At 69.2% G+C, this 16707-nt stretch carries 13 protein-coding genes; 4 read left to right on the forward strand and 9 right to left on the reverse strand.

What is annotated here, in order from left to right; genetic code table 11:
• Window positions 1-21: 21 nt before the first annotated feature.
• Window positions 22-492, forward strand: a complete 471-nt coding sequence (locus ACIBG8_RS41500) for an SRPBCC domain-containing protein (RefSeq protein WP_397348709.1) — start codon at window positions 22-24, stop codon at window positions 490-492.
• On the opposite strand, the gene ACIBG8_RS41505 is transcribed toward ACIBG8_RS41500, so the two are convergent.
• Window positions 453-3425 carry a BTAD domain-containing putative transcriptional regulator gene (locus ACIBG8_RS41505; RefSeq protein ID WP_397348710.1) on the reverse strand — a complete coding sequence of 991 codons (2973 nt, stop codon included), beginning with the start codon at window positions 3423-3425 and terminating at the stop codon, window positions 453-455. The genes ACIBG8_RS41500 and ACIBG8_RS41505 overlap by 40 nt on opposite strands.
• A gap of 59 nt (window positions 3426-3484) precedes the next feature.
• Here ACIBG8_RS41505 and ACIBG8_RS41510 point away from each other — a divergent pair, with 59 nt between their 5' ends.
• Together ACIBG8_RS41510 and ACIBG8_RS41515 are read left to right on the forward strand one after the other, a co-directional pair.
• Entirely contained in the window at window positions 3485-4927 is a 1443-nt protein-coding gene (locus ACIBG8_RS41510; RefSeq protein WP_397348711.1) for an MFS transporter, read from the forward strand.
• Between the two features lie 288 nt (window positions 4928-5215).
• Complete coding sequence (locus ACIBG8_RS41515; RefSeq protein WP_397348712.1) at window positions 5216-5653, forward strand: GNAT family N-acetyltransferase; 438 nt, start codon at window positions 5216-5218, stop codon at window positions 5651-5653.
• Here ACIBG8_RS41515 and ACIBG8_RS41520 read toward each other — a convergent pair.
• From ACIBG8_RS41520 to ACIBG8_RS41555, 8 genes are read right to left on the reverse strand one after another with little or no spacing between them, the layout of a single operon-like run.
• Window positions 5628-6533, reverse strand: a complete 906-nt coding sequence (locus tag ACIBG8_RS41520) for an aldo/keto reductase (RefSeq protein WP_397348713.1) — start codon at window positions 6531-6533, stop codon at window positions 5628-5630. The genes ACIBG8_RS41515 and ACIBG8_RS41520 overlap by 26 nt on opposite strands.
• Window positions 6530-6835 carry an L-rhamnose mutarotase gene (locus tag ACIBG8_RS41525; RefSeq protein WP_397348714.1) on the reverse strand — a complete coding sequence of 102 codons (306 nt, stop codon included), beginning with the start codon at window positions 6833-6835 and terminating at the stop codon, window positions 6530-6532. Before ACIBG8_RS41525 ends, ACIBG8_RS41520 begins: the two co-directional genes overlap by 4 nt.
• On the reverse strand, window positions 6835-7833 hold the full coding sequence (locus tag ACIBG8_RS41530) for an ABC transporter permease (RefSeq protein WP_397348715.1): 999 nt from the start codon (window positions 7831-7833) through the stop codon (window positions 6835-6837). Before ACIBG8_RS41530 ends, ACIBG8_RS41525 begins: the two co-directional genes overlap by 1 nt.
• Window positions 7830-9302: a sugar ABC transporter ATP-binding protein gene (locus ACIBG8_RS41535; RefSeq protein ID WP_397348717.1), complete on the reverse strand. Its 1473-nt coding sequence runs from the start codon at window positions 9300-9302 to the stop codon at window positions 7830-7832. Before ACIBG8_RS41535 ends, ACIBG8_RS41530 begins: the two co-directional genes overlap by 4 nt.
• The gene (locus ACIBG8_RS41540) at window positions 9302-10336 is read right to left on the reverse strand and encodes a sugar ABC transporter substrate-binding protein (RefSeq protein WP_397348718.1); all 1035 of its coding nucleotides are present in this window, start codon (window positions 10334-10336) and stop codon (window positions 9302-9304) included. Before ACIBG8_RS41540 ends, ACIBG8_RS41535 begins: the two co-directional genes overlap by 1 nt.
• Before the next feature lie 13 nt (window positions 10337-10349).
• Window positions 10350-11084 (reverse strand): SDR family NAD(P)-dependent oxidoreductase, encoded by a 735-nt coding sequence (locus ACIBG8_RS41545; protein WP_397348719.1) that lies wholly within the window; start codon window positions 11082-11084, stop codon window positions 10350-10352.
• On the reverse strand, window positions 11081-12367 hold the full coding sequence (locus tag ACIBG8_RS41550) for an L-fuconate dehydratase (RefSeq protein ID WP_397348720.1): 1287 nt from the start codon (window positions 12365-12367) through the stop codon (window positions 11081-11083). Before ACIBG8_RS41550 ends, ACIBG8_RS41545 begins: the two co-directional genes overlap by 4 nt.
• Entirely contained in the window at window positions 12364-13209 is an 846-nt protein-coding gene (locus ACIBG8_RS41555; RefSeq protein ID WP_397348721.1) for a fumarylacetoacetate hydrolase family protein, read from the reverse strand. The genes ACIBG8_RS41550 and ACIBG8_RS41555 overlap by 4 nt, the downstream gene beginning before the upstream one ends.
• Before the next feature lie 341 nt (window positions 13210-13550).
• On the opposite strand from ACIBG8_RS41555, the gene ACIBG8_RS41560 reads away from it, so the two are divergent.
• On the forward strand, window positions 13551-16694 hold the full coding sequence (locus ACIBG8_RS41560; protein WP_397348723.1) for a glycosyl hydrolase family 95 catalytic domain-containing protein: 3144 nt from the start codon (window positions 13551-13553) through the stop codon (window positions 16692-16694).
• Window positions 16695-16707: the final 13 nt, after the last annotated feature.

The following is a 16707-nucleotide window of genomic DNA, read 5'->3' on the forward strand; positions in this document are numbered from 1 at the left end:
CCGGCGGGCATCGTCGGAGGCATGCAGACCGCCGAGTACGAGATCACCCGCACCTTCGCCGCCACCGCCGACCAGGTCCTCGCCGCCTGGACCCAGCCCCAGCGCTTCGCCCGCTGGTTCGGCCCCCGCATCTTCACCACCCCGGCCGACCGCGTCGTCATGGACGTCCGCCCTGGCGGCGTCTGGTCGGCCACGCTCGTCGGCGAGGAGGGGTTCGAGGTGACGCTGCACGGCGTCTACCGCGAGATCTCCGCCAACCGCCTGGTGTTCACCACGGGCGACCCGGACAACCCGGGCGACGCCCCCGCCTCGGTCGCGACGCTGACGCTGGAGGACGGCGACGGCGCGACGACGATGCGCTTCCACCAGTTCGGCGTCAACACCGACCAGGACCACGCCGACCAGGCCAGGGCCGGTTGGCAGGAGTTCTTCGACCGCCTGGCCGAGCACCTTCAGACGTCGTCGAAGGTCAGCGTCCGCCCCTCGGCGTAGAGGGCGTCGAACGCGTCTCCGAGCTCACCCCTGACCCGCGACGTGGTGCGCAGGATGTCGGCGTCGTCGGAGCTGGAGGTCGGCGTGCCGCACGCCTCGCGCGCCGCGTCCGCGATCCCCAGCAGCCGCGCCGCCTCCCGCGCCGGCGAGGTGGCGGCCAGGCCGTCCACGGCTCCGGCCGTGGTGCGGGGGTCGCCGACCTTCACCGCTGTGGCGAACGCACCCTGGAACACCGTGCGCGCCCGCTCGGGCTCGTCGCGCATCACGTGCAGGTAGCCGAGCTCGATGAGCGTACCGGGCAGGAACAGCGGCGGGTCACCGTCCAGCGGGATCCCGTCGACCAGCGCGTGCAGCTCCCGATCGGCCACGTCCAGCCGCCCGGCGCGGCGGGCCGAGTAGCTGTAGCCCATCCGCGCGAAGATCTGCCCTTCGAGATAGCCCTGCCCGGTGGCCAGCCGCAGCGCCTGGCCACTGCGTTCCATCGCCAGGTCGTAGTCGCCGACGGTCATGGCCATCCAGCCCAGCCACGACAGGCGGCTCACCGCCTGCGGCCACAGCCCGAGCTCCTCGGCCATCGTCAGGTCCTCGGTGAACAGCGCCGTGGCCCGCTCGTAGTCGCCACGCATCTCGAACAGCCCGCCGAGCCATTCCGTGGCCTGCAGCAGGCCCCAGCGGTCGCCCAGCTCGCGGAAGATCCGCGCGCTCTCGCCGCCGTCACGCTCCAGCGCCTCGAAGTCGCGCAGGGTGAAATGGTCGCGCGCGAGCCTGGCGAGCGCCGCCGCCTCCCCCCACCGGTCGCCGACCGTGCGGAAGACGGCCAGCGGACCCTCGACCAGCTCCTCGGCGGTGCGGTGGTCGCCGGAGACCAGGCCGATGAACCACAGAGCCCTGGCCTGCTCGCCCGGATCGTCCAGATCCACCAGGGAACGCCAGTCGACGTCCTCGCCGAGCAGCAACGCGAACCCGGCCAGCCACGCCCGCGCCCGCGCGTCCCCGCGCACCGACTCCAGCGCGCGCCGCCCCTCGGCGAGCCTGCCGCGCAGGAACCAGTACCAGGCCAGCGCGTTCACCAGCCGCGCCGCCTCCTCGGGCGCGGCGGCGTCCAGGGCGGCGCGCAGGTTGGCCGCCTCGGCGTCCAGCCGCCGCATCCACCGGTCCTGCTCGTGCCCCCTGAGGTGCTTTTCCGCCTGTACGGCCAGCGCCACGTAGTAGTCCACGTGCGCCTGCCGTACGACCTGGACCTCCCCCGCGTCGTCAAGGCGGTTCCAGCAGTAGGCGGCGACCGATTCGAGCAGCCGGTAGCGCGGCCCGTCCACCACGACCACCAGCGACCGGTCGACCAGCCGCACCAGCACGTCGAGCACGTCCACGCCGTCGTCGGCGCACACCGCCTCAGCCGCCTCCAGCGTGCAGCCGTCTGCGTGTACGGCCAGGCGGCGCAGGACGAGCTTCTCGTGGTCGGTCAGGAGCGTCCAGCTCCAGTCGATCATCGCCATGAGCGTCTGCTGCCGCGCCGGAGCGCCGCGCTGGAACCCGGCCAGCAGGCGGAACCGATCGTCGAGCCTGGACACGAGCTCCTGGACGCCCAGCGCCCGCACCCTGGTCGCGGCCAGCTCCAGGGCCAGCGGGATGCCGTCGAGCCTGCGCACGAGCTGCGCGACCGCCTCGGCGTTCTGCGCGTCGAGCGTGAAGCCGCGCGCCGACGCCGTGGCCCTGGCCATGAAGAGCCGCACCGCGTCCGACTTGGCGACGGTGATCAGCTCGTCGCCCGCGGGGAGGTCGAGCGCGGGCACGCTCCAGAGCGCCTCGCCCGCGACGTTGAGCGGCTCGCGGCTGGTGGCCAGGATCCTGAGGTGCGCGCCCGAGCGGAGCAGCACCTCGGCCAGCTTGGCCGCCTGGTCGACCACGTGCTCGCAGTTGTCCAGGACGAGCAGCATGTGCCGGTCACGGAGCACCTCGACGAGCCGTTCCAGCGTGCCAGCCGAGTCCTCGCGGATGCCCAGCGAGCTCAGCACCGCCTCGGCCAGCGAAGGCGTGTGCCTGTCGTAGGGGGCCAGCTCCACCAGCCACGCGCCGTCGACCTGCCGGGCGACCTCCAGCGCGAGGCTCGTCTTGCCGACGCCGCCCGAGCCGGTGAGGGTGACGAGCCTGGCGGTGTCGAGCAGCGCGCGCACCTCGCCGACGGCCTCGTCCCGCCCGATCAGCCCGCCGACGGCCGCGGGGATGTTGGTGTCGTTGGTCGTCCTGGTGGTGAGCGTGGGGTCCTGGCGGAGGATGCGCTGGTAGAGCTCGGCCAGCTCCGGCGACGGGTCGAGGCCGAGCTCGTCGGCGAGCTGGTCGCGCAGCTCGCCGTAGGTGGCGAGCGCCTCGCTCTGGCGGCCCTGCTGGTAGAGCGCCCGCATGTGAACGGCACGCAACCGCTCACGCATCGGGTGCGCGGCGACGAGCTCCGCCACGTCGAGGGATTCGCCCGCGGCCAGCCGTACCTCGGCCTGCTCCTCCAGAGCGCCCAGCCTGGCGTCCTCCAGGCGGGTGATCACCGGCCGGAGGAACTCGAAGTCGGCGAAGTCCGCATAGGCGGCCCCCCGCCACAGGTCCAGCCCCTTCTGCGGGTCTTCCATGAACGCCAGCGCATCGACGGCGCGCGTCTCCAGCGCGTAGCCCGGAGCCCGCGAGACCACGAGGTTCTTCGCGCCCGGTTCCGCGTCTTCCAGAGCCTTGCGCAGCTGCGACACCCTCACCTGGAGGGCCGCCGCCGGGTTGCCCGGCTGGTCGTCGCCCCACAGGTCCTCCACCAGCCGGTCGGTGGACACGACGCGGCCCTCGTGCGCCAGCAGGTCCGCGAGCAGCGCGCGCACCTTGAGGCCCGGGATGACGACGGTCTCCCCGGCGTCGGTCCAGGCGGTCACGGGTCCGAGCACTCCAAAGCGCATACGACCGACCTTAAGGGCACCAGAAGGATGCCTGAAGTGGCTTCCGGCACGGTGAAGCCATGAACAGGAACTGGATCGGGCTCGGCGTCCTCGCCTCCATCGCCCTACTGCTCTCCATCGACGTCAGCGTCCTCTACCTCGCACTGCCGCACCTCAGCAACGGCCTCGGCGCCACCGCGCCACAGCAGTTGTGGATCATGGATATCTACTCCTTCATGCTCGCCGGGTTCCTCGTCACCATGGGCACGCTCGGCGACCGGATCGGGCGGCGCAAGCTGCTGCTGATCGGCTCCGCCGCCTTCGGCGCGACCTCCATCCTGGCCGCCTACTCGGTCAACGCCGAGATGCTCATCGCCAGCCGCGCCCTGCTGGGCATCGCGGGCGCCACGCTGATGCCGTCGTCGATGGCGTTGATCCGCAACATGTTCCGCGACCCCAAGCAGATGGGGGCGGCCATCGGGATCTGGTTCAGCTGCTTCATGGTCGGCATGGCGATCGGCCCGCTGGTGGGCGGCGCGCTGCTGGAGCACTTCTGGTGGGGGTCGGCGTTCCTGCTCGGCGTGCCGTTCATGGTGGTCGTGCTGGTCCTCGGGCCGCGGTTGCTGCCCGAGTACCGCGACCCGGCCGCTGCGAAGCTCGACCTGGCCAGCGTGGCGCTGTCGCTGGCGACGATCCTGCCGGTCATCTACGGGCTCAAGGAGATCGCCCGCGGCGGGGTGCAGCCGGTGTCGCTGGTCGCGGTGGTGGCCGGGCTGGCGATCGGCGTGGTCTTCGTCCGTCGTCAGCGTTCGCTGGCGAACCCGCTGCTCGACCTGCGGCTCTTCGCGAACCGGGCGTTCGCCGCGACGCTGGCGATCCTGCTGCTCGGCGGGATCGTGATGGCGGGCACCACGCTGATGTCGACCCTCTACCTGCAGAGCGTCGAGGGGTTGTCGCCGCTGCGTGCCGGGTTGTGGCTGATCCCGCAGAACATCGCCATGATCGTCGCGCTGTCGGCCGGGCCTGCGCTCGCTCGCCGGGTCCGTCCCGCCTACGTGATGGCCGCCGGTCTGGCGGTCGCGGCTCTCGGGCTGGTGCTGCACACCCAGGTCCCGGTCGTCGAGGGGACGCCGCTGCTGGTCACCGGGCTCATCCTCGCCTCTGCCGGGATCGCGCTGCCCATGGGGCTGGGGAACGGGATCATCATGACGGCCGCTCCGGCGGAGAAGGCCGGTTCCGCCGCCGCGCTGTCGGAGACCAGTGGGGAGTTCGGGGTGGCCGTGGGGGTGGCGGTCATGGGCAGCCTGGGCACCGCGGTCTACCGCGGGCTCCTTCCCTCCAGCGCCGGTGCGGCCCGTGAGAGCGTGACCGCGGGGATGGCCTTCCCTGACCTGCTGGACGCGGTGCGGGACGCCTTCACCGGGGGGCTCCACGTGGTGGCGGGCGTCGGTGGGCTGATCTTCCTCGGGCTGGCCGTCCTCACGATCGCCGTCCTCCGCCGCCACACCCCCACCCCCGCATGACCCACCCCACCCCCTCGAACCCCAGGGTTCGAGGGGGTGAAGAACCCCAAAGGAACGGAGGTCCCAAAAGGGCGGACGTCCCAGGGGGTGGGGAACCCCCAAGAGGATGGACGTCCCAAGGGGCAGTGGCCCCAAAAGGGCGGAGGTCCCATAGAGGCGGAGGTCCCATAGAGGCGGAGGTCCCACAGAGGCGGAGGTCCCACAGAGGCGGAGGTCCCATAGAGGCGGAGGTCCCAAGAGGGCCTTATTGGTGTTTGTGGGGTTGGGGGTTCGGCCTAGACTCGCGGGGTGCGTATTGCCGAAATCTCGCCTGATGGCCGACTCCTGGAGCTTCAGCACGCGGCCTATGCCGTAGAGGCGAAGCTGATCGGCGACGACCGCATCCCACCCCTTCGCGAGAACCTCGCCGACCTCCAGGCAAAGCCGCTCGCCTGGCTAGGTGCGTTCGAGGAAGTGTGGCTGGCCGGTGCGGTGGCCTACACCGAGACCCCGGAAGCCGTCGACATCGACCGCCTGATCGTCGACCCGGCAGCGCACCGGCGCGGGATCGGCCGGGCGCTGGTCGAGGAGGTCCTGGCCAGGGCGGGCACGAGGAAGATCACCGTAGCCACCGGCCGCGAGAACGTTCCAGCCAGAACCCTCTACGAGAACCTCGGCTTCCAGAAGGTCGACGACGCCGAGCCCGTCCCCGGGCTGTGGATCACCGAATACTCCCGTCCCGCCTGAGCTCCTCCCAGAGCTCCTCAGGCACGGGCCGCGACCACAGCGCCGCGTTGGCACGGACCTCGGCAGGCGACCGAGCCCCCAGCACGACCGAGCTCACCGCAGCATGCCGCAGCGGGAACGCCATGGCCGCCTGCGGCAGAGCCACGTCGTACCGCTCACAGACAGCGGCGATCTTGCGAGCCCGTTCCATGATCTCCGCAGAGGCCGGAACGTAGTCGAACGTGGTCCCGGGCTCGGGCGTGGCCAGCATGCCGCTGTTGAACACCCCGGCCGCCATCACCCGGACCCCGCGAGCCGCGCACTCGTCCAGCAGCGGCAACCCTGACTGGTCGAGCAGCGTGTACCGCCCGGCCAGCATCACCACGTCGATCCCCGTCTCTCGGACGAAGTGCAGCGGCACCTGCCACTGGTTCATCCCGACGCCGATCGACGTGACGACCCCCTGGTCGCGCAGCTCCTCAAGGGCCGGATACGCCTCGGACACGGCCTGCTCGACGTGGTCGTCGGGGTCGTGGATCAGCGCGACGTCGATCCGGTCGAGGCCCAGCCGTACCAGCGACTCCTCCAGCGACCTCAGCACCCCGTCGCGCGAGAAGTCCCACTCGCGGCGGAAGTCGGCGGGAATGTCGAACCCGTCCGGATCCCGCCCCCCGGCCGAGGACGGGACGAGCAACCTGCCGACCTTGGTCGACAGCGTGAATCCGGTACGGCCGGCCAGCGCGGCTCCCAGCCGCCGCTCCGACAGCCCGAGCCCGTAATGCGGCGCGGTGTCGTAGAGCCGCACCCCGCACTCCCACGCGGTGTCGATCGTCGCGCGGGCCTGCTCCTCGGAGACAGCCGAGTACAGCCCGGCGATCGGCGCGGCGCCGAACCCGATCACGGCAGCTCCCACACCAGCTTGAGCCCGGTGACGTTCTTGGCGAAGTCGCCGTCGAGCAGCCGGTTCATCTGCTTCTGCCACGCGATGTCGGCCGGGTGGTCGCGCAGGGCCTCCTGCAGCGCCGCGAAGTCGTCCACCTCGACGTAGTGGAAGAGGTCGAGGCCGTCGCGGTAGATGCGCCAGGAGTGCAGGCCGTTCTCGCGCATCGCCGCGTCCAGGTCGGCCGGGATCACCGCGTGCTCCCTGTCGTAGATCTCCTCGCAACCGGGCTTGAGCCGGGTGCGGAGGGCCAGCCGCTGCATCAGTCCTGCGCCTTCCCGCCGACGATGCGGCTGATGATGAGGGACACCAGAATGATCATGCCGTAGATGAGCTGGCGCCATTCGGGGGCGACGCCGACCAGCGACAGGATGTTCTCCACCAGCCCGATGACGAGCACGCCGGTGAGCGCGCCGAAGATCGTGCCCTTGCCGCCGTCCATGCTCACGCCGCCGATGACGGCAGCGGCGAAGACCATGAAGATCATGCCGACGCCCTGGTTGGCGCTGATGCCGCCGAGCCTGCCCGACTCCATGAGCCCGGCGAGCGCGGCCAGCGTGCCGCCGACGATGAAGACGCCCCACAACACCCGGTCGACCCTGATGCCCGCCGCCTTGGCCGCGTCGGCGTTCCCGCCGATGGCGTAGAGGGCGCGGCCGATCCTGAAGTAACGCAGCGCCACGATGCCCACGGCGTACAACACGATCACGATCCAGATCGCGGCCGGCAGGCCGAGCCAGGTGGTGCTGCCCAGGTAGAGCATCGACTCGGGCAGCGCGAACAGGCTCTTGCCCTTGCTCCAGCCCAGGTGCAGGCCGTGCACGACGATCAGCATGGCCAGCGTGACGATGAAGGCCGACAGCTGGAACCTGATGATCAGGAAGCCGTTGAACGCCCCGATCGCGGCGCCGATGAGCAGGCACAGCGGGATCGCCAGCAGCGCGGGCAGCTCGATGCCGAACCCGTTGGCCACCGTCGGCACGACCAGCATCACCGCGACGGCCGGGGCCATGCCGACGATCGACTCCAGCGACAGGTCGAACTTGCCGGAGATCAGGATCAGCGCCTCGGCCAGCACCACCAGCGCGAGCGCCGACTGCTGCTGCACCACGTTGGTGAGGTTGTCGCCGGTGAGGAAGAACGGGTCGGCGAACGAGCCCACGATGAGCAGGAGCACGATCACCGGCACCAGCGTCAGATCGCGGAACCTGGCGAGCCTGAGCTTCGGCGCAGGCGCCCGAAGCGTTGTCAGCGTTGTCACTCTTGGATACCTTCCATCGCGGCCACGAGCTCGTGGTCGGACCACCCGCGCGGCACGTCCTTGACCACCCTGCCGTGGAACATCACCAGCACCCGGTCGCAGATGCGCAGGTCGTCGAGCTCGTCGGAGACCAGCACGGCCCCCGCTCCCCTGTCGACCGCGTCCTCCACGGCGCCGAGCAGCGCCTGCTTGGCCTTGACGTCGACACCGGCGGTCGGGTTGATCACCACGAGCGCCTTCGGGTCGTCGACCAGGGCCCGCGCGAAGACGACCTTCTGCGCGTTCCCCCCGGACAGGTCGCCGACCGGCTGGTCGGGCCCTTCCGTCTTGATGTCCAGGTCCTCAATCATCTGTACGGCTTTCGCCCGCCGCCTCGCGGGGGAGACGATGCCGAACCTGCCCAGCTTGTGGGCGATGGGGATGGTCGCGTTCTCCCCCACCGAGAGGAGCGGCACGAAGCCCTCGTGGTGGCGGTCCTGCGGCACGAAACCGAGCCCCGCCTTGAGCGCGGAGGGCACGTCCTTGATCTTCAGGCCGTTCACCAGCACCTGGCCGGCGTCCGGCTTGTGCAGGCCGACCAGCGTCTCGGCCAGCCCGACCTTGCCACTGCTGCCGGACCCGGCGAGGCCGACGACCTCGCCTTGGCGGATGACCAACTCAATGTCCTGATATTTCCCGCTCAAGGTGAGATTCTCGGCGGAAAGCACGACGTCGGTGCCTGCCGTACGGGATCTGTGGACGTAGGCGGCTGTGGCCTCGCCGGTCATCGCGTCGACCAGCGCCTGATGCGGCAGGTCTTCGACGGGCTTGGTGATGACGTGCGTCGCGTCGCGGAAGACCGTGACGCTCTGGCAGATCTCGTACACCTCGTCCAGGTGGTGGGAGATGTACATCATCGTCACGCCCTGCTCGCGCAGGGCGCGCATGCGCTCGAAGAGCCGCTCGATGGCCGGGCCGTCCAGCTGCGCCGTCGGCTCGTCCAGGATGATGAACCGCGCGCCGAACGACAGCGCGCGGGCGATCTCGACGAGCTGGCGCTGCTCGACGCTCAGGTCTCCGGCCAGCGCGTCGGCGTCCACCTCGACCTGGTAGGTCTCCAGCAGGTCGCGGGCCCTGGCCCGCAGCGCCTTCCAGCTGATCGGGCCGCCGTCCGACTGGCGGTTGAGAAACAGGTTCTCCGCCACCGTCAGCGCGGGGATGATCGTCGACTTCTGGTAGACGCAGGCGACCTGCCGCCGCCAGGCGTCGCGGTCGGCGAGGGCGGGCGCCGGTTCCCCGTGGAACAGCACCTCGCCCTCGTCCGGTCGCTGGAGCCCGGTGAGGATCGACACGAGGGTGGACTTCCCCGCGCCGTTCCTGCCGATGAGCGCGTGGGTCTCACCCTCGGCGATCACGATGCCCGCGTTGTTGAGGGCTGTGGTCGGGCCGAAACGCTTGACGACGTTCCGGGCTTCAACATGTTTTTTCATCAGCTGACCTGGTTACCCCAGAGGTTCTTGTCGTCGACATTGTCCTTCGTGACAAGAGGGGCGGGAAGCTGGTCCTCGAGACCGTTCGGCAGCTGGATGATCGTGCTGTCGTGGTCGGTCTTGCCGGGCTGGAAGGTCTTGCCCTCCATGGCGGCCTTGGCGTAGAAGAGCGCGTACTTCGCGTACAGGTCGGCGGGCTGCGAGACCGTGGCGTCGATCTCGCCCTTGCGGATGGCGTCGAACTCCTGCGGGATGCCGTCGTTGGAGACCACGAAGACGTGCTTCGGGTCCTCGGGCTTGACCAGCAGGTTCTTGGCCTTCAGCACCTGCAGCGTGGGCGCCAGGTGGACGCCGCCCGCGTGCATGTAGATGCCCTTGATGTCGGGGTTCTGCGCCAGGCGGGTCTGCAGCATGGAGGCCGCCTTGCCGCCGTCCCACTCGGTCGCCTCGTCGAAGACGGTGATCTCGGGGAACTTGGTCTTCATGCACTCGCGGAACGCCTCGGCGCGGTCGCGGCCGTTGACCGAGCTCAGCGCGCCCATGAGCTGCACGACCTTGCCCTTGCCGCCGAGCTTCTCACCGAGGAACTCGCAGGCCTTGGTGCCGTAGGCGCGGTTGTCGGCGCGCACGACCATGTAGACCTTGCCGGTGTCCGGGCGGGTGTCCACGCTGACGACCGGGATCTTCTTGCTCTCCAGTTGCGTCAGGGTCCCGGCGATCGCGGCGGTGTCCTGCGGGGCCATGACGATGGCCTTGGCGCCCTGGCCGATCATCGTCTGGACGTTGCTGACCAGCTTGGCGACGTCGTTCTGCGAGTTGGTGGCCGGCATCAGGTCGACCTTGAGCTCGGTCGCCATCTGCGGCACGTACTTGATGTAGGAGTTCCAGAAGTCGGAGTCGGCGCGGGGGTGGTCGATGCCGACCTTGCCCGCCTCTGCTGGTTTGTCCCCGCCCGCTGCTGGGGTCGAGGTGGAGCCGCATGCCGTAACAAGAGCCAGGAGGGCCGCGCCTGCGGCCACCGGGACGAATTTCATGGGGGGTACCTTCCTAGTTGGTGGGACGCAGCCGCAGTCCCTGCATGCCACCGTCGACCGCGAGTGCGGTTCCGGTGGTGGCGCCCGCCTCGGGGCTCGCCAGGTAGGCGATCGCGGCGGCCACCTCTTCCGCGCTGACCAGGCGGCCCATGGGCTGCCTGGCGTTCAGCGCCTTGCGCTCCGCCTCCGGGTCGTCGGCCGCTTGGAGCAACCTCGCCACCCACGGGGTGTCCGCGGTGCCGGGGTTGACGCAGTTGACCCTGATGCCCTCGCGGACGTGGTCGGCGGCCATCGCCAGGGTGAGCGACTGCACCGCGCCCTTGGTCGCGCTGTAGAGCGCCCGCTGCGGCAGCCCGGCGGTCGCGGCGATCGAGCAGGTGTTGACGATCGCCGCGTGCTCCGACCTCCTCAGGTACGGCAGAGCCGCCCGGGTCACCCTGACCATGCCGAACACGTTGACGTCGAAGACCTTCTGCCATTCGGCGTCCGGGTTGTCCTCGACGGTGCCCGCCGCGCCGATGCCGGCGTTGTTGACGAGCACGTCGATGCCGCCCAGGCGCTCGGCCGCCTCGGCGACAGCCGTACGGACCTGGTCGTCGTCCGTGACGTCGCACTTGACGCCGACGAACGGGTCGCCCGGCGGGTTGATGTCCAGGCAGGCAACGGTCATGCCGCGCTCGTGCAGGAGGGTCGCGGTGGCCAGGCCGATCCCGGAACCGCCACCCGTGACAATCGCTTTCAGGGTCATCCGTTCCTCCAGACTTCGCCGTTGGGATAGAGGTGCGCGGCGATCGACTCTGGGCGCATCTCCGCGCTGAAGCCTGGAGCCGCCGGGGCCATGTAGCGGCCGTTGTCGATCACGACGGGGTCGACGAAGTGCTCGTGCAGGTGGTCGACGTACTCGATCACGCGGCCGTCCATCGTGCCGCTGACCGCGACGTAGTCGAACATCGACAGGTGCTGCACCAGCTCGCACAGGCCGACGCCGCCCGCGTGCGGGCAGACCGGGATGCCGAAGCGGGCGGCGAGCAGCAGGATCGCGATGTTCTCGTTGACGCCGCCGACGCGGGCGGAGTCGAGCTGCAGGTAGGAGATGGCCCCCGCCTGGAGCAGCTGCTTGAAGACGATGCGGTTCTGCACGTGCTCGCCGGTGGCGACCGGGATGGGCCTGATGCCCTCGGCGATCGCGGCGTGGCCGAGCACGTCGTCGGGGCTGGTCGGCTCCTCGACCCAGTGCGGGGTGAACTGCCTGAGCGCGTTGACCCAGGAGATGGCGGAGTCGACGTCCCAGCGCTGGTTGGCGTCGATGGCGATCGGGAAGTCGGGGCCGCAGACCTCGCGGGCGGTGGCGAAGCGGCGGATGTCGTCCTGGAGGTCGGCGCCGACCTTGAGCTTGATCTGCTGGAAGCCCTGGTCGAGCGCTTCCTTGCAGAGCCTTCTCAGCTTGTCGTCGTCGTAGCCGAGCCAGCCGGGCGACGTGGTGTAGGCCGGGTATCCCTGCGCCTTGAGCGTCTTGATCCTTTCCTGCTTCGTCCCATCCTGATTTTTCAGGATTTCCAGGGCCTGTTCCGGCGTGAGGGCGTCGCTGAGGTAGCGGAAGTCGATCAGGTCGACGATCTGCTCCGGCGTCATCTCCGCGAGCAGTAACCACAACGGCTTGCCCGCGCGCTTGGCCTTGAGGTCCCACAGGGCGTTGACCACGGCGGAGATCGCCATGTGCATGACGCCCTTCTCCGGGCCGAGCCAGCGCAGCTGGGAGTCGTAGACCATCTCCTTGTACAGCGCGCCCAGGTCCTCGACGTCGCGGCCGAGCACGTACGGCTCCAGCGCGGTGATCGCCTTGGTCTGGATGTCGTTGCCGCGCCCGATGGTGAAGGCGAACCCGTGCCCCTCGAAGCCGTCGTCGGTCTTGAGCACGACGTAGGCGGCGGAGTAGTCGGGGTCGGGGTTCATCGCGTCGGAGCCGTCCAGCTCCAGCGAGGTGGGGAAACGGATGTCGTGCGTGGCCATCTCAGTGATCTTGTAGGTCATGCTTGCCCCACCGTCTGCCGCTGCCTGCCCAGCCCGTCGATCTCCAGCTCCATGACGTCGTTCGCACGGAGGTACGGCTGGCCCGGCAGGCCCATCGCGACTCCGGCCGGGGTACCGGTGTTGATCACGTCACCCGGCTCCAGCACCATGAACCAGCTCAGGTAGCGCACGATCTCGGCGATGTCGAAGATCATGTTCTTGCTGCTGCCGTTCTGGCGCAGCTCGCCGTTGACCCACAGGCGCATGCCGAGGTCCTGCGGGTCGCCGATCTCGTCGGCGGTCACCAGCCAGGGGCCCATCGGGTTGAACGTCTCGCACGACTTGCCCTTGTCCCACTGACCGGCGCGCTCCAGCTGGAACTCACGCTCGGAGACGTCGTTGGAGATCGCATATCCGGCGATCCTGGCGAGGGCTTCCTCGCGGCTGTCGAGGTAGCGGCAGGTCTCGCCGATGACGACCGCCAGCTCCACCTCCCAGTCGGTCTTCACGCTGTTCCTGGGAACGAGCACCTCGTCGTACGGACCGACCAGCGTGTTGGCGGCCTTCATGAAGACGACGGGCTCGGGGGGCGGCGTGGCGCCCGTCTCCTCGGCGTGGTCGCTGTAGTTGAGCCCGATGCACACGATCTTGCCGGGACGCGCGACGGGGGCGCCGATACGCAGCCCGTCGGTCTCGATGATCGGCAGCGTGCCGTTCTCCAGCGCGTCGCGGACGCGCGCCACTCCCCCGGAAGCGAGGAAAGCACCGTCGATCTCGGGCTCTCCGATGTCGCGCAGGTTACCGGCGGCGTCCATCACCACCGGTCGCTCCTTGCCGACAGGTCCTACTCGCAGCAGCTTCACAACCGCATCCTTAGCTCATACATCGGATGTCTCAGCCCCTGATGCTGGAGCGCTCTCGGCGACCTGTCAAGTCCTCGTCCGTCTATACATCCGATCCGTGACCTCGAAATACGCCCTTCAGTCCTGCAATCGGTTGCAAAAGTCCATGGATCGATCCGATGGCTTGGTTCAGGTTGTGGACAGCAGGTTGCTGGAAACATCGGAGTTGTTACGTCCGGGCTCTGTGTGGCCCTCATCGGAGGTCTCTAGTGCTTCGCGCCCGCATAGCGGTAGCTTTGTCGCTGTTAGCAGCGGTGATTGGAGTTCCCACGTCTGCACATGCCACCCAGACACCCGATGACTTGACGCTCTGGTACGACAAGCCGGCCACGAACTGGGAGACGCAGGCGCTGCCCATCGGCAACGGCGCCCTGGGCGCCAAGGTGTTCGGCGGGGTGGCGACCGACCAGCTCCAGTTCAACGAGAAGTCCCTGTGGACCGGCGGTCCCGGCTCGCGCGGCTACGACTTCGGCAACTGGAAGTCCCCGCGTCCCGGCGCGATCGCGTCGGTCCAGGCGCAGATCGACCGGGACGGCAGGATGTCGCCCGACGCCGTGGCCCGCGTGCTGGGGCAGCCCAAGAGCGGCTTCGGCGCCTTCCAGAACTTCGGCGACGTGTTCCTCGACACCGGGCACACCTCGGTCACCGGGTACCGGCGTTCCCTGTCCCTGCGCGAGGCCGTCGCCCGGGTCGGCTACACGGCCGACGGGGTCGACTACACGCGCGAGTACTTCGCCAGCCACCCGGGCAACGTGATCGTCGGACGGCTGACGGCTTCGTCCCCCGGCAGGATCTCCTTCACGCTGCGCACGTCCTCGTCCCGCGTCTCCGTCTCCGACGGGCGGCTGACCCTGGCCGGGGTTCTCGCCGACAACGGCCTGCGGTACGAGGCGCAGATCCAGGTGATCGTTTCTGGCGGCAGCCGTACGGATGGCTCCGACCGGATCACGGTGAGCGGCGCGGACAGCGCGGTGTTCGTGATGTCGGCGGGCACGGACTACGCCGACAGCTACCCGACCTACCGGGGGGCCGATCCGCACGCGCGGGTCACCGCTGCCGTCTCCGCCGCGGCCGCGCTGGGGTACTCGGGGCTGATGGCCGCGCATCTGGCCGACTACAAGGGGCTTTTCGACCGGGTACGGCTCGACCTCGGGCAGCAGGCGTCCGCTGTGCCCACGGACCAGTTGCTGCGCAAGGGGGCTTCTCGCGCGCTTGAGGTGCTGTTCTTTGCCTATGGGCGGTATCTGCTGATCGCGTCCTCGCGGGAGGGGTCGCTTCCGGCGAACCTGCAAGGGGTGTGGAACAACTCGAACAACCCGCCCTGGTCGGCCGACTATCACGTCAACATCAACCTGCAGATGAACTACTGGCTGGCGGAGCAGACCAACCTGGCCGAGACGGTCACGCCGTACACCGAGTACGTGAAGGCCATGGTCGCGCCGGGGCGGAAGACCGCTCGGGAGATGTTCGGCTCGCGCGGGTGGGTGGTGCACAACGAGACGAACCCGTTCGGATTCACCGGCGTGCACGACTGGTCGACGGCGTTCTGGTTCCCCGAGGCTGCGGCCTGGCTGACGCAGCAGTTGTACGAGTCGTACCGGTTCAGCGGGGATCTTGCGCGCTTGCGCGACGTCTATCCGGCCATGCGGGAGGCGGCGCTGTTCTGGGTGGACAACCTGCACGTCGACCCGCGTGACGGGAAGCTGGTGGTCTCGCCGAGTTACTCGCCCGAGCACGGTGACTTCTCTGCTGGGGCGTCGATGTCGCAGCAGATCGTCTTCGACCTGTTCACGAACGTGCTCTCGGCCGCTTCGGCGCTCGGGGAGGACGAGCCCGAGGTGCGTGCGGCGCTGGCCAGGCTGGATCCCGGGCTGCGGGTGGGGTCGTGGGGGCAGTTGCAGGAGTGGAAGACGGACTGGGACTCGGCGACCGACGACCACCGCCACGTTTCCCACCTTTTCGCGCTACATCCGGGCAACCAGATCGTGCCGGGATCTGCTTTGTCTGCGGCCGCTCGGGTGTCGCTCGGCGCGCGTGGCGATGGGGGCACTGGGTGGTCGAAGGCCTGGAAGATCAACTTCTGGGCTCGGCTGCTGGACGGGGATCATGCGCTGAAGATGCTGGGCGAGCAGCTTCGGTCGTCGACGCTGGACAACCTGTGGGACACGCACCCACCGTTCCAGATCGACGGCAACTTCGGGGCGACGTCGGGGATGGCGGAGATGTTGCTGCAGTCGCAGTCCGGGGTGGTGGACGTGCTGCCCGCTTTGCCTTCTGCTTGGGGGGCTGGGTCTTATGCGGGGCTCCGGGCTCGGGGCAACGTGACCGTGGACGTTTCGTGGAGGGCCGGGACGGCGTCCGAGATCGTGTTGCACACGGGGTCTTCCGGGGCGGTGACCGTACGGAACAAGATCTTCAACGGTCGGTACCGGTTGGTGGACGCTGACGGACGTCCCGTCGTGCACACCCGATCCGGGTCCGACGTGACCTTCACCGCCGTCGCGGGGCAGGCCTATCGGGTGGTCGGCGAGTCCGCAGTGACCGTCCAGGCCCCTGCCGAGGCCGGGTCCGTGTTTCCCGTCGAGGTGACGGTCGCGTCGACGGGCGGCCGGGCGGTGCCCGCCTCCGACGTGACGCTGACGTTGCCCACGGGGTGGACTTCTGCTCCTGTTTCGCAGCACGTGCCCGGTGCGCCAGGGGGTCGCTCCCGCACGGTCTCCTTCACCGTCACATCCGCCCCCTCCTCCGACGGAACACGGCTGGCCAGAATCACCGCGACCGCCACAGGCGACGCATGGTCAGGGTCAGGCAGCGCCACCCTTTCGATACCTCCCTGCTTCGTCCCCTCGGCCACGAAACCCCTGGCCGCCTGGGCTCCGAGCGCCGGTCCGGTTGTCCCCGACCTGTCAGGAAACGGCCGCGACGCCACCATCATCGGCACCCCGGCCTACGACGAAGACGGCCTGATCCTGAACGGCAGCTACCTGAAAACAGCCCCGACAACACTCGGCTTCCTCCCGGAGGCCACCTTCGCCGCCCAAGTAAAGGCGACCGGATCCGGATATAGACGCCTTTTCGACTCCCAAGAACCCGGTAACCCCGGCACTTCAGGCATCCTGCTCGACCTGACACCTTCGGGGAACCTGCGCTTCATCGGCGGCGGCCTCAACATCACCACCTCCGCCACCATCCCCACAGCCCGTTTCATCTCCTTGGTGGTGACGCTGCAACGCGACGGCGCGGTAACCGTCTACATCGACGGCAAGCCTGGCGGCGGCGGCCAGGTAACAACAGACGGCATCATCAGCTGCACCCCCAGACCGTTGCAGTTCGCCGCCGACCAAAACGGCGGCCAACGCCTGACCGGCGGCGTGACCCGCCTGGCCATCTTCGCAAGAGCCCTGTCCCCCAAAGAGATCCCCACCTGGGAATCCCTAGCCTTCTGACCCCCCAACCCCA

The organism is Nonomuraea sp. NPDC050556, assembly GCF_044457355.1.
Lineage (GTDB): Bacteria > Actinomycetota > Actinomycetes > Streptosporangiales > Streptosporangiaceae > Nonomuraea.

What these genes read in the sequence shown, in the direction of transcription:
- ACIBG8_RS41500 (WP_397348709.1), top strand. Translation starts at nt 22, where the DNA reads ATGCAGACCGCCGAGTACGAGATCACCCGCACCTTCGCCGCCACCGCC.
- ACIBG8_RS41505 (WP_397348710.1), bottom strand. Translation starts at nt 3,425, where the DNA reads ATGCGCTTTGGAGTGCTCGGACCCGTGACCGCCTGGACCGACGCCGGG.
- ACIBG8_RS41510 (WP_397348711.1), top strand. Translation starts at nt 3,485, where the DNA reads ATGAACAGGAACTGGATCGGGCTCGGCGTCCTCGCCTCCATCGCCCTA.
- ACIBG8_RS41525 (WP_397348714.1), bottom strand. Translation starts at nt 6,835, where the DNA reads ATGCAGCGGCTGGCCCTCCGCACCCGGCTCAAGCCCGGTTGCGAGGAG.
- ACIBG8_RS41535 (WP_397348717.1), bottom strand. Translation starts at nt 9,302, where the DNA reads ATGAAAAAACATGTTGAAGCCCGGAACGTCGTCAAGCGTTTCGGCCCG.
- ACIBG8_RS41540 (WP_397348718.1), bottom strand. Translation starts at nt 10,336, where the DNA reads ATGAAATTCGTCCCGGTGGCCGCAGGCGCGGCCCTCCTGGCTCTTGTT.
- ACIBG8_RS41545 (WP_397348719.1), bottom strand. Translation starts at nt 11,084, where the DNA reads ATGACCCTGAAAGCGATTGTCACGGGTGGCGGTTCCGGGATCGGCCTG.
- ACIBG8_RS41550 (WP_397348720.1), bottom strand. Translation starts at nt 12,367, where the DNA reads ATGACCTACAAGATCACTGAGATGGCCACGCACGACATCCGTTTCCCC.